General features: G+C 36.9%; 13 protein-coding genes. 4 read left to right on the top strand and 9 right to left on the bottom strand.

Going from position 1 to position 13,193, the window contains the following annotated elements:
- The first annotated feature begins 17 nt into the window (after nt 1-17).
- The gene (locus DYR29_RS14060) at nt 18-536 is read left to right on the top strand and encodes a hypothetical protein (protein WP_213277366.1); all 519 of its coding nucleotides are present in this window, start codon (nt 18-20) and stop codon (nt 534-536) included.
- Nucleotides 537-602: 66 nt separating this feature from the next.
- Nucleotides 603-1,871 (top strand): serine--tRNA ligase, encoded by a 1,269-nt coding sequence (serS, locus tag DYR29_RS14055; RefSeq protein ID WP_213277365.1) that lies wholly within the window; start codon nt 603-605, stop codon nt 1,869-1,871.
- A gap of 56 nt (nt 1,872-1,927) precedes the next feature.
- Here the strand turns inward: serS and DYR29_RS14050 are convergent, their stop codons facing one another.
- The 9 genes from DYR29_RS14050 to DYR29_RS14010 form a co-directional block, all read right to left on the bottom strand.
- Entirely contained in the window at nt 1,928-2,665 is a 738-nt protein-coding gene (locus tag DYR29_RS14050; RefSeq protein WP_213277364.1) for a hypothetical protein, read from the bottom strand.
- An 18-nt stretch (nt 2,666-2,683) separates the two neighbouring features.
- The gene (locus DYR29_RS14045; RefSeq protein ID WP_213277363.1) at nt 2,684-3,409 is read right to left on the bottom strand and encodes a sulfite exporter TauE/SafE family protein; all 726 of its coding nucleotides are present in this window, start codon (nt 3,407-3,409) and stop codon (nt 2,684-2,686) included.
- The gene (locus DYR29_RS14040) at nt 3,400-3,852 is read right to left on the bottom strand and encodes a FixH family protein (protein WP_142718846.1); all 453 of its coding nucleotides are present in this window, start codon (nt 3,850-3,852) and stop codon (nt 3,400-3,402) included. Before DYR29_RS14040 ends, DYR29_RS14045 begins: the two co-directional genes overlap by 10 nt.
- Before the next feature lie 10 nt (nt 3,853-3,862).
- A complete protein-coding gene (ccoG, locus tag DYR29_RS14035; RefSeq protein WP_213277362.1) occupies nt 3,863-5,317 on the bottom strand; it encodes a cytochrome c oxidase accessory protein CcoG in 1,455 nt (484 codons plus the stop codon).
- Between the two features lie 95 nt (nt 5,318-5,412).
- Nucleotides 5,413-6,294, bottom strand: coding sequence for a cbb3-type cytochrome c oxidase N-terminal domain-containing protein (locus tag DYR29_RS14030; protein WP_213277361.1), 882 nt, complete (start codon nt 6,292-6,294; stop codon nt 5,413-5,415).
- 10 nt (nt 6,295-6,304) lie between these two features.
- Nucleotides 6,305-6,505: a cbb3-type cytochrome oxidase subunit 3 gene (locus DYR29_RS14025; RefSeq protein WP_002983870.1), complete on the bottom strand. Its 201-nt coding sequence runs from the start codon at nt 6,503-6,505 to the stop codon at nt 6,305-6,307.
- Between the two features lie 22 nt (nt 6,506-6,527).
- Complete coding sequence (gene ccoN, locus DYR29_RS14020; RefSeq protein WP_213277360.1) at nt 6,528-8,789, bottom strand: cytochrome-c oxidase, cbb3-type subunit I; 2,262 nt, start codon at nt 8,787-8,789, stop codon at nt 6,528-6,530.
- Nucleotides 8,790-8,810: 21 nt separating this feature from the next.
- Nucleotides 8,811-9,023: a cbb3-type cytochrome oxidase assembly protein CcoS gene (gene ccoS / locus DYR29_RS14015; protein WP_213277359.1), complete on the bottom strand. Its 213-nt coding sequence runs from the start codon at nt 9,021-9,023 to the stop codon at nt 8,811-8,813.
- A 109-nt stretch (nt 9,024-9,132) separates the two neighbouring features.
- Nucleotides 9,133-11,511: a heavy metal translocating P-type ATPase gene (locus DYR29_RS14010; protein WP_213277358.1), complete on the bottom strand. Its 2,379-nt coding sequence runs from the start codon at nt 11,509-11,511 to the stop codon at nt 9,133-9,135.
- Nucleotides 11,512-11,599: 88 nt separating this feature from the next.
- Here DYR29_RS14010 and DYR29_RS14005 point away from each other — a divergent pair, with 88 nt between their 5' ends.
- Together DYR29_RS14005 and panB are read left to right on the top strand one after the other, a co-directional pair.
- Nucleotides 11,600-12,313 (top strand): Crp/Fnr family transcriptional regulator, encoded by a 714-nt coding sequence (locus DYR29_RS14005; protein ID WP_047424695.1) that lies wholly within the window; start codon nt 11,600-11,602, stop codon nt 12,311-12,313.
- Between the two features lie 61 nt (nt 12,314-12,374).
- Entirely contained in the window at nt 12,375-13,190 is an 816-nt protein-coding gene (panB, locus tag DYR29_RS14000; RefSeq protein ID WP_047381678.1) for a 3-methyl-2-oxobutanoate hydroxymethyltransferase, read from the top strand.
- Nucleotides 13,191-13,193 lie beyond the last annotated feature (3 nt).

The raw sequence follows: 13,193 nt of genomic DNA, 5'->3' as shown, positions 1-13,193 counted from the left end.
ATTTTACCTTTGTATTTATGATGAAATATTTTTGGGGCATACTTGTTGCGGTTTTTGCACTTGTAAGTTGTAAAAGTGATGATGATTCTTTGCAGAGAATAGATCAGGTACTTAATATTTATATGAAAAACAGCGCTGGACAGGATCTTCTGAACAGTAAAAAGGCCGGGTCTTATACAGGATTTTCGGTAAATGATATTTTTGGAACTAAAGATATTTCCCCGGTAAGTGTTTCGTTAAGAATGACAACGGATTCATTATTCTATATGGAGTATCTGGCAGGAGCAAAAAGAAGAAGGCTGGATTCTATCAGCCCGGATCAACCGGGTACAGGAAATTCTTACTATTCCAGAATGCAGATTACCTACACAAAAAGTACTAATGTAGCTGACAATGTGATTGATACTTTGGAAATTCAGTATCGTAATACACCAACCGTATTCCAGGTTTCAAAAGTTTTGTATAACAGGGTTCCGGTATTTTCAAAAGATGCTGATGCACCAACTTCGATAAATACCGTTACTATCACAAAATAATTTTTAAATTTGTACAATTGTTAGCTTATTATAAGCTAAACATCTAATATTTAACATCTAAATAAAATGTTACAAGTCAATTTTTTGCGCGACAATAAAGAACGCGTTTTAGAAGGTCTTAAGAAAAGACAATTCAAAAATCTTGAGTTGGTAGACGAGGCTATCGCTGCCGACGACGAAAGAAAAAGAATCCAGTTTGAACTAGATTCCCAGCTATCCGAAATCAACAAAATTTCGAAAGAAATCGGGCTTTTGATGAAAGAAGGGAAAAAAGAAGAAGCGGAATCTGCAAAATCTAAAACAGCACAATACAAAGAGTCGAGCTCAGAATTGAAATCCCAGTTAGAAGTTAAAGAAAATGACTTACTGAATATCCTGTACCAGCTTCCGAACATTCCAAATGAATTGGTAAAAAGCGGAGCTTCTGCTGATGATAATGAAATGATTTTCCAGTCTCATCCGGTAGAAGGTCTTGGTGAAGGCGCTATTCCTCACTGGGAACTGGCCAAAAAATATAACCTTATTGATTTTGAATTAGGGGTTAAAATTGCAGGAGCAGGTTTCCCGGTTTATTTAGGGAAAGGGGCAAGATTGCAAAGAGCCTTGGTTCAGTATTTCTTGGATAAAAACGTAGAAAAAGGATATACAGAAGTAAATCCTCCTCACGTTGTAAATGAAGCATCTGGATTTGGAACCGGACAGCTGCCGGATAAAGAAGGACAGATGTATTATATCAACGAAGATAAGCTATACCTTATTCCTACAGCGGAAGTTCCTGTAACGAACCTTTACCGTGACGTATTGCTTGATGAGAAAGATCTTCCAATCAAGAATACGGCATTCTCTCAGTGCTACAGAAGAGAAGCGGGAAGCTATGGAGCTCATGTAAGAGGTTTGAACCGTCTTCACCAGTTTGAAAAAGTAGAGATTGTAAGAATTGAAAAGCCTGAAAACTCTTACGCTGTTTTGGAAGAAATGGTAGAGCACATCAAGGAAATCCTTACAGATCTTGAACTTCCATTCAGAGTATTGAGACTTTGTGGCGGTGATACTGGTTTTGCATCTGCTATGACTTATGATTTTGAAGTATGGAGTGCAGCGCAGGAAATGTGGCTGGAAGTAAGCTCTGTTTCCAACTTTGAAACGTTCCAGGCGAACAGATTAAAATGCCGTTACAAAGGTGATGGTAAATCTCAGTTGGTTCACACCCTGAACGGATCTGCAATGGCACTGCCAAGAATTATGGCGGCATTGCTTGAGAACAACCAGACAGCGGAAGGAATTAGGCTTCCTAAAAAGATTGCAGAATATGCAAGATTTGAAGTAATCAACTAAACTAATCAATTAATTGAGTATACAATAAAAACCCACCGAGATCGGTGGGTTTTGCTTTATTCTGTAACGATGATAATCTTTTTATCTTCGTTTTTGAGTTTTGTATCCTTATCATAAATGGCTTTCAGATCATATTCTATTCTTATGGAATGATCATCGATCTGCTTTACCCAGTCATGCTTCCCTGTCATTGATTTTATGGGATTTTCAAACTTTAAAGTAGTACCGATATTTTTGAAAAACATAATCATCATTCCGGCCATCTTCTCAGTTTCCTCCTTTGAGCTTTTGGAGCGAATAGCCTCTTCAATACTTTTAAGATTAAAATTTTCGGTATCAATCGTCAGTGTTTTTCCGTCCCAGTTATTGTAAATGTTCTGATCCAAAGGGATCTTTTCCTTTTTTGTAAAATTTTTCAGAGCCTGATAATCTTCTGGAGCAAAATGTTCCATTTTAAAAGAAAACCCTGCCAGTTTATTGTCTTCTTTCGTTGATTTCATGAATATCTTTCTCATGATCCTGATTGAATCCGGATTTTCAGTTTTTAATTTTCCTTCCTTTTTGGCAAGATCGTACATACTTGTCCAGGTTGTTGGAAGCTTGTCCACTTCTCCAAATTCTTTCTGCTTTAGCGAGTCTGGAGTCATGGCCATCATTTCTGTCATAAACTCTTTCGTATCAATATCGGTTACGGAAGTAGAGGCGGCGTCCTTGTGATAGACAATTTCAGAATTCACACTGCAGGACTGCAGCATAAAAAAGCTTATCAGAAATAAGACAATGGTTTTCTTCATGGTGTATTTAAATACGAATTAATGGCAGTTAACAGCTCCGTTCGGATCTTTAGAGATTGTCATTGCTTCTGCTTTTGGAGAAACATAAGGAATTCCCAGTTCAAGACCTCTTAGAATAAATAATCCTCCTAAAATAATCATGATTACCGGAACCGCTTTCAAAACTTTCACTCTAAAAGCCTGATTCATGAGATTTCCAGCCAAAACAATGGCAAACATGAACGGAAGGGTTCCCAAACCAAATAAAGCCATATATAAAGCTCCCTGCCATATTCCTCCGCCTGCAAGACTTGCCGTAAGAGCCATGTAAACCATTCCACATGGTAAAAAACCATTAAGAAGTCCTGTGGTAAATCTTGAACGGTAATCTGCTTTCTGAAGAAGCTTTCCCAGATTCATTTTTACACTATATAGAAATTTGGATAGGAAAGGAATCTTTGATGCAAAATCTTTTCCGCCAAATGAAAATACAGCCATAATGATCAAAAGAATCCCTGCAGTAATAGTCAGATATTTCTGGAAGCCCGCCATTTCAAATCCCTGTCCGATAATCCCAAGAAGTGCCCCTAAAAATGAATAGGTGAAAATTCTTCCGAATTGATAGGTAAGGTTTTGAAGATAGAAATTGGCTGCCTGTTTTTTAGTTAATCCCATCGACAAGGCAATAGGTCCGCACATTCCGATACAGTGAAAACCGGAAGCAAAGCCTAAAGCAATAGCCGATACAATAAGTCCTATTTCCATATCACATCATAATCCATTCTGTAGTCTGTTTTGTCTGTTGTCCAACTCAGTCTAAGTGTATAGTTACCCATTTTCAATACCTGTGAAGGGATTATGAAAGACTGGCTGGCATCAAGCTGTACAGATTTTTTGATATCTAAATTCTGGTCGTCGGTTCTGTTTAAAACAAATTTTACCGTAGTATTTGAGTTGTTATATTCTTTTGGAAAAGTAATTTTAATTCCCTTAGGATCCTGGCTGTATACTGGTTTTTCCGGTAATTCATCTGCTTTTTTCTTAGCATCAATGACATCCTGATATTTCAACTCCTCTTCATAATAATTATCCGTTACCATTTCAGAGTTCTTCTGCCCGTTCGGGAAAAGGAACATCATGGATAATATAAAAACTATGAATGCTAATAATGCAATTACAACACCGTGTCCCCAACTAAAGTTCTTCATTTTTTTCTAATTAAAATTGCAGTTTGAATGGTCCTTCAAAATAAGTCTGATATGAATCGACCAGTTTTCCTTTCATATCGTAAACGCCAATGGTAATATTCTGTTTAGAGAGTTTCATTTCATCTTCCGGGAAGCTGATATTAATAGTTCCTTTAGAAATTTTATCCCGGTCTACCTGAATTTTACTGGATGCACTGTAAGTGATTTCACCATGTGCAGGATCAATTACTTTGATCGTAACGATTTTTTTCTCGTTTGTCTTATTCAGGAATGTATAATTATAGGTATTGGTAATTTTACCTTCTTTTACAAAGAATGTACTTCCTGCCGGTTTAATGAATTTTGCTTCCATTTCACCACGGCTGTAAAGAAGGTATCCTAAGAATCCTACAAGAAGGAATAAGAATACAGCAAATCCTTTCATTCTTCCTGTAAACTTAAATTGAGTTTCTTTTTCAATTTCGTTCTCAGAAGCATATCGGATCAATCCTTTTGGAAGACCTACTTTCTCCATTACTTCATCACAGGCATCAATACATGCGGTACAGTTGATACATTCCAGCTGTTGTCCGTCTCTGATGTCAATTCCGGTAGGACATACCACTACACACTGGTGGCAGTCGATACAATCTCCTTTGCCGGCAGCCTTACGATCTTCGCCTTTTCTCCATTTTGACCTGTTTTCTCCTCTTTTGAAGTCATAGAAAACATTGATTGTGTCTTTATCAATTAATACTCCCTGAAGTCTTCCGTATGGGCATACCAATGTACAAACCTGCTCTCTGAACCATGCAAATACAAAGTAAAATGCAGCAGTAAGAAGAATCATTACGATAAAATTGGTAGGATGTGCAAATGGCCCTTCACCAATGATCTTGAATACCTCTTCATATCCTACAATATACATGAACATGAAGTGGGTGATTATTAATGAAATGATGATATAAACAGTCCATTTTAAACTTCTTTTCCAGATCTTTTCGCTGTTCCACTCCTGTCTGTCCAGCTTCATTTGCTTGTTTCTGTCACCTTCAATCAGATATTCTATTTTACGGAAAATCGATTCCATAAAAATTGTCTGAGGGCAAATCCACCCGCAGAAAATTCTTCCGAACGCAATCGTAAAAACAATAATAAAGATTAAGGAGGCAATAGCACCTAAAGTGAGGATGAAAAAGTCCTGTGGATAGAAAGGCTGTCCAAAGATGAAAAACTCCCTGTCTATTACATTAAACATCAACAATGGGTTGCCATTGATTTTGATGAATGGTAATGTAAAATAAATAATTAATAGTAGATAGCTTACAATGTTTCTATAGTTGGTGTACTTTCCTTTAGGTTTTCTTGGAAAGACCCATCTTCTTTTTCCGGATTGCTCCATTGTCCCTATAGAATCTCTGTAAGTCTCAGGGTCCAGAACCTGTCCCTGTCCGCCGCGTACTTCTATTTCTTCTATGTCTGACATATGTTAATAGGTTTTAAAAAAGAAAAAACATAATTCGTTACTATTTTAATCTAATAACAAATTATGTTTTTTTCATATGTTTCTAATTTTTTAAATTATTCTTTTTCCCAATGTGCTTCAGTTCCTTGAGGAGCTGCTCCTCCCTGAGCCGGAGTCACTGGTGGCTGCTCTTGATTGATGTGATATACATACGCTGCAATCTTTTCAATCTCTGCACCTGAAACTTCTCCGTTTTTACCGAATGCTCTCATCGCAGGGTTAGTAGGAGAACCATTCCAGTCCATATGGAATACGTTTTTAAATAACGTTTTCTCAGGCTGGTTGATCCAGTAGTTATCAGTAAGGTTTGGTCCGATACCTCCACTACCGTCTTCTTTGTGACAAGATGCACAGTTTGTTTTGAATAATTCTTTACCTTCTGCAATGTTATCAGCTGAATACTTCGCTGTTTCAATGGTTACAGGAGGCTGAGATTTCTGATATTCTTCAATACTGGCTAACTGCTCTTTATACTCTTTTTCATATTCGCTTAACGGGTGAGCGAAGTCTGTGAAAGAGTATGCAGCAATATATACAATACAAAAAGCGGTCCCAAAATAGAATAAACCTACCCACCATTTTGGTAATTGGTTATCTAATTCCATGATTCCATCGAAACCGTGGTCAATAAGGATATCTTTCTCTTCAGTTTCAGATTGCTTTTTGAATGCAGCCAAATACATTCTTTTTAAGAAAGGTACTTTCTTTTCAGCTAAATAGGCTGCTTTCTCCTCCGGAGATAATTTTTTGAATTTGTTGTTTTCAATCAGATCTCCAATTGCACCATGGATATAGGCAAGGATACCAGCGATCACAACAGTTCCCCAGAAGTAAGGCGAAGCTAGGAACGCGTAGCTCTGTACAAATAAATAATAAAAAACTATTAAAAGTCCGATTATTATTAAGATGTTTATAACAACAGGTGTTCTTTGTTTCATAAAAAATAGTTTAATTTTTTAAATTAAAATCATCATCTTCATCATCCCCAAGAGGTGCCTCTTCTTCTTCTTTGTAATATTTTTTAGGTCTGCTAAAAACATAGATTACCAAAGCTATGAAGAACAGCATAAAGAAAATCAGAGCCAGCGTCTGGTAGAAACCAGCGTTTTCTGTATTGGATAATATATCTTTAAAGTTCTGAGGAATCATAATATGAGCCTTTTAATGTTTTTTAGTTATTACTTGCTGTTTTGATTTCAGTTGTTTTAATATCTGTACCTAATCTCTGAAGATAAGAAATAAGAGCTACAATTTCTTTTTTCTCTAATTCTCCCTGAGGTCTCTTAGCATAAGCCTGCTTAAGGTCATTTGCTTCAGAGAAGATATCTTTTACAATTTTTGCTGATTGGTTGTTTGCCCATTTATCTGCAGAATCGATTTCAGCCTTAGAATAAGGTACATCGAATACATTTTTCATCAGCTTCATTTTGTCTACCATCTTAGTTCTGTCTAAGTCAGTAGCAATTAACCAAGGGTAACGAGGCATGATGGAACCTGCAGAAGTTGATCTTGGGTTGTACATGTGCTTGTAGTGCCAAGAACTTGGGTTTTTACCACCTTCTCTATGTAAATCCGGTCCAGTTCTTTTAGAACCCCATAAGAACGGTCTGTCGTATACGAATTCTCCAGCTTTGGAGTATTGTCCGTTTTTACCGTTGAATCTTGTGATCTCATCTCTGAACGGTCTGATCATCTGAGAGTGACAAGCGTTACATCCTTCACGGATATAAATATCTCTACCTTCAAGTTCAAGTGGTGAATAAGGTTTTACCGCTGAAATCGTAGGTACACTTTTCTTAAGAGATAGAGTAGGGATGATCTCAATTGAACTACCAATAGATATTGTGATAAAAGATAAAATACCTAATAATACCGGAGTTCTTTCTAACCAAAGGTGAGTACCTTCTCCTTCTTTTCTGTTTTTACTGATGTTTGCTAATGCAGGAGCTTCAGCAGGAACTTCTTTCTGGAATGATCCTTTTCTTACCGTAGCAATTACGTTTACGATCATTAGGATAGATCCTGAGATATAGAATAAACCTCCTACGAATCTCATTTTGAAGTAAGGAATAATAGCCGTTACCGTATCCAACCAGTTTTTCCATAATAATGTTCCGTCCGGGTTGAATTGCTTCCACATTAATCCTTGTGTAAATCCTGAAATATACATTGGAACTGCATAGAAAATAATTCCTAAAGTACCTAACCAGAAATGCCAGTTAGCTAATTTTACAGACCAAAGTTTTGTTCTCCACATAATTGGTACCAGATAATAGATAACCCCGAATGCCATGAAACCATTCCATCCAAGAGCTCCTAAGTGTACGTGACCGATAACCCAGTCTGTAAAGTGACCAATTTTGTTGATGTTTTTAGTTGCCAAAAGTGGTCCTTCAAACGTTGCCATACCATAACAGGTAACAGCTACTACGAAGAACTTAAGGATAGGATTTTCTCTTACTTTATCCCAAGCTCCTCTTAACGTAAGAAGACCATTTAACATTCCTCCCCAAGATGGTGCAATAAGCATGATAGAGAACCCGGTTCCTACCGCCTGAGCCCAAGCCGGAAGAGCTGTATACTGAAGATGGTGAGGACCAGCCCAGATATATACGAAAATTAATGACCAGAAGTGAATAATAGACAGTTTATAAGAGAATACCGGTCTGTCTGCAGCCTTCGGAAGGAAGTAATACATTAAACCTAGAACCGGAGTCGTCAATACGAATGCAACCGCATTGTGTCCATACCACCACTGTACAATAGCATCTTTTACCCCTGCATATGCTGAATAAGATTTCCAGCCTGTGAAAGATAAAGGTACTTCAAGATTGTTGAAGATGTGAAGCATTGCTACTGCAATCCATGTACCGATATAGAACCAGATTGCTACATAAAGGTGTCTCACTCTTCTCTTTGAAATAGTCAGGAACATATTGATACCAAAAATGATCCATGAGAATGCGATCAATATGTCGATCGGCCACTCGTGTTCAGCATATTCCTTAGAGGTATTGATTCCCATAAAGAACGTAATGAACGTAGCAACGATCATAAACTGCCAAGTCCAGAAATGTAACCAAGACAATGTGTCACTGTACATTCTTGTTTTTAATAATCTCTGTAATGAGTAATAAATACCCGTGTAAACAATGTTACAAACGAATGCAAAGATTACGGTGTTGGTGTGCAGCATTCTGATTCTACCAAAACCAAATGCACCATGAGTGTTTATTAAACCTTGAATATTTCCTGATGCCAAACTTTTGATGGTTGTGTCATCTGTCCCGAAAAAGAATTCAGGTAATTCAGGGTAGAAAAGCATTAATGCCGCCGTAAGCCCGAACGTAAACCCTATAAGACCGAAAACTAAGGTCGCATAAAGGAACGCACGGACAATACTATTGTCATAACTAAACTTCTGTGTTTCCATATCAACTATTCACTATTTTTCTCAATTTTTATTATTTTCTCCTATTTCTTTCTCGTCTTTATCTTTGTTGCCAGGTTCATCATTTTCTTTGATTTTTTCATCATCAAAAAGGATTCTGACAGCCGGAGATTCATCATCTTCAAACTGTCCTTTTCGGGCATACACTATAAATACGACCAAGAAAATCGCAGCCAAAGAAACACTGCAGAGGATCATTAAATATAGAATATCCATTGGACAACAAAATTAACCTATTTTCGGGGTTCAAATTTAGTGAAAAATAATGACTTTCATCACGAAAAGACGATTTCAGCTAATTTAAAATCAGTCTAAATAACGGCTTTTAAGCCCGTTTTTTAAAATATTTCCGACCTAAAATCCAGGTTGAAAGTGTGGTAAATGTAACCACTGTGATCGAACTGATTGGCATGATGATTGCAGCGAAGAGCGGATGCATATGTCCTGTAACAGCGTAACTTAAACCAACGATATTGTATAGAAAACTGATTATAAATGTCATTTTCACAATGGTGATAGAGCCCTTACAAACGTTCAGGTAATTGTCAAGTGTAACCACTTTGTCGCCGTTCATAATCACATCGGAAGATGGCGTGAAACTGTTTGTGTCGTCAGCAATTGCAATCCCTACATTACTTTGTTTTAAAGCTCCTGCATCATTAAGCCCATCTCCCAGCATTGCAACTTTCATATGTTGATCCTGAAGGTTTTTAATGTAATTCAGCTTGTCTTCCGGGTTCTGATTAAAGGCCATTCCTTTATAATTTGGAATAAGTTCTTTAAGCTGGTTTTCTTCTGAGGAATTATCTCCACTCAGAATAAATATTTTGTAGTTGGTAAGTTTTGTGAAAAGTTCTTTTAGTTTCGGACGGTATTCATTTTTAAAGATGAATTTACCCAAATACGCTCCGTTTTTGCTGATATAAACCGCTGTTTCCAGATTTTTAGGCTCTTGACCATTATAACGGGCAGAGCCAATTTTATAAATATTTCCTCTTACATTGGCTTCATATCCCTTTCCTGAAATTTCAACAAAATTTTCTACTGGGAAATAATCATCATTTACTTCAATGAATTCATATAATGATTTTGAAAGAGGGTGGTTGGAGTTCTTTAATAACGTTTTAATATTTAGAGAATCAAATTCATTGATCTCAGGTCCTTCGTATTTGATATTTGATTTTTTTCTGTGGGTAATCGTTCCGGTTTTGTCAAAGACAATCGTATCAAGCTTCGCGATTTTTTCAATCGTTAAAGTGTCCTTTACATAAAACTTATTCCGGCCTAAGATTCTCATAATGTGACCGAAAGTGAACGGTGCAGAGAGTGCAAGAGCACAAGGACATGCAATGATCAGAATGGCTGAAATTACCTGGAACATCTTCTCTAAATCAATAAATGCCCAATAAATTCCTGCAACAAGAGCAATGCCTAAAATGATGAATGTGAAATATTTACTGATGTTGTTTGTCAACGTGTCAAGTCCGGTCTCATGTTTCTTAAAGGCTTCCTTATTCCATAGCTGGGTAAGATAACTTTGGTCAACATTTTTGATGACCTCCAGCTCCAGAGACGAACCTATTTGCTTACCTCCGGCAAAGATCTTATCACCAGGCTGTTTGCTGATACTTTCACTTTCTCCTGTGATGAAACTGTTGTCGATGTTTCCTTCTCCGTTGATCAGAATAGCATCTACCGGGATAATTTCCTGATTTCTAACAAGAATTCTGTCACCCACTTTTATTTCAGACAATAAAATATTATCCTGTTTTCCTTCAAAATCAACTTTCGTTACAGCAATAGGATAGAAAGATTTGTAATCTCTGTCATAGGAAAGAGCGTTGTATGTTCTTTTTTGGAAAATTTTACCAAGAAGCATGAAGAATAAAAGTCCGCAAAGAGTATCGAAATATCCTGGACCATAATCTGTTACAACTTCATAAATGCTTCTTCCATATAAAACGAAAATTCCTAAGACAATCGGAACATCAATGTTGACGATTTTATTTTTTAAACCATACCATGCAGATTTATAATAATCTGAAGCTGAGTAAAAAACAACAGGTGTTGCCAGAAGGAATATCAAGGTTCTGAATAAGCCTTTATAATGGTCCATCCAATAATCTTCACCTCCGATATATTCGGGAAAAGCAAGGAACATTCCGTTACCGAAAGCAAAGGCAGCAATGGCAAATTTTACCAATAAAGATTTGTCGAGATGATCTTCATTTTTATCAGCGGTTTCAAGGCTGATGATCGGTTTATATCCTAGGTTGGTTAAAAATTTAGCGAGTTCGCTTAATTTCAGATCGTTATGGTTGAATGAGATCTGTAAGGTCTTTCTTGTAAAATTAACCTGCGAATATTTAATATGCTTATTTAACGTGTGAAGGCTTTCTAATAGCCAGATGCAAGAAGAACAGTGAATTACAGGGATTTTGAATGTTACGAGACTGGTACTTCCTTCAGAGAAATCAGTCACTTTTTCAAAAATTTCCGGTGTATCTAAGTAGTCAAATTGAGTAGAATTTTCGTCATTCGGACGAATTCCTGCCCCTTTATTAAGCTCATAGAAATTGCTTAAATTATTTAAATTTAGAATTTCATAAACAGATTTACATCCATTACAACAGAAAGTCTTTTCATCAAATAAAATTCTCTCTTTTTCTATCCCTTGACCACAATGAAAACAGTTCTCGCTCACCCCATAAAATATTGAACTACAAAATTATAACAAATTTTTTTGTTTATCGCGTTAAAAAGTTCTATTTTTGTGATAAATATCATATAAAATGCCGCAGGAACAACAGATAGCAATTGAAGAGAGGTTCGCCAGAGTTTTTAATGATAAATCATTTAAAGAAAGACTTTCTAGCGCAGATTTTGAAAAATACATTAATGGCAAAAAGAAACTGAGTTTTCAGAAACATGAAACCATTTTCGAGGATGGGGAAACTCCAAAAGGAGTATTTGTCCTGGAAAAAGGGGCTGCCAAACTTTCGAAATCAGGAGCGTTCGGGAAAGACCAAATTTTAAGATTTATCAAAGAAGGGGATATCATCGGCTATCGTTCTTTGCTTTGCGGGGAAAATTTCCAGGCCAAAGCAGAAGCAATGACAGATATTGAATGTGTTTTCTTACCCGCAGATATTTTCATGTATCTTCTGGAAGTAGATCCGCAGCTGTCTTTCGTAATGCTTCAAAAAATCTCATACGAATTAGGAGAATCTTCAAATACCATTACTTTCCTTGCCCAGAAAACGGTAAGAGAAAGACTGGCTGAAATACTGCTGCTTTTGGAACAGAAGCTGGGAGTAGACCCTGAAGGCTTTATCAAGATCTCATTAACGAGAGAAGAAATTGCCAATATCATCGGTACCGCTACAGAAAGTGCCATCCGTCTGATTTCAGAATTCAAACAGGATAGTCTCATTGAAGTAGACGGAAGAAATATCAAGATCTTAAATCACGACAAACTCATGAAACTCGGTCACGTAGTTTTATAAATCATACAAAAACTTAAGTCGGCTCAAGGCCGACTTTTTAACTTTTAAAAATAGATAAATTATGTCTGTTCACTCTGAAATTAAAAAAGTTACGACTGAAACCTTGCGTAAAATGAAATTCGACAAGGAAAAAATAACAATGCTTACAGCCTATGATTTTACCACGGCAAAGATGGTAGATGCAGGTGGAGTAGACGCTATTTTGATTGGAGACTCTGCAGCGAATGTAATGGCCGGTTTTGAAACTACATTACCTATTACGCTGGATCAAATGATCTATCATGCTCAAAGTGTGGTAAGAGGAACCGACAGAGCTTTGGTAGTAGCAGATTTACCTTTCGGAACTTATCAGAGTAATCCTGAAAAAGCATTGGAGTCTGCGGTAAGAATGATGAAGGAAGGTGGAGCGCATGCCGTGAAAATTGAAGGCGGAAAAGAAATTTCCAAGTCTATTAAGAAAATCATCAATGCCGGAATTCCAGTGATGGGACACTTGGGATTAACACCACAGTCTATCTATAAATTCGGAACGTATAAAGTAAGAGCTAAAGAAGAGGCAGAAGCTGAAAAACTCATTGCTGATGCACAGCTTTTGGAAGAATTAGGCTGTTTTTCTGTTGTATTGGAAAAAATACCTGCAGAATTGGCGAAAAAAGTGACTGAAAGCATTTCCATTCCTACTATCGGAATCGGGGCCGGAGCAGATTGTGATGGGCAGGTTTTGGTATATCACGATATGGTAGGAATGAACAAAGGTTTCAGCCCGAAATTCTTAAGAAGATACCTTGACCTTTACACAGAAATTACAGGAGCCGTTTCTCAATATGTAAAAGATGTGAAGAACGTAGAGTTTCCAAACGAAAATGAAAGCTATTAATCT

Origin of the sequence: Chryseobacterium indologenes (genome assembly GCF_018362995.1) — a bacterium.
Classification (GTDB): Bacteria; Bacteroidota; Bacteroidia; order Flavobacteriales; family Weeksellaceae; genus Chryseobacterium; species Chryseobacterium indologenes_G.
This window is presented reverse-complemented; position numbering and strand designations above follow the sequence as displayed.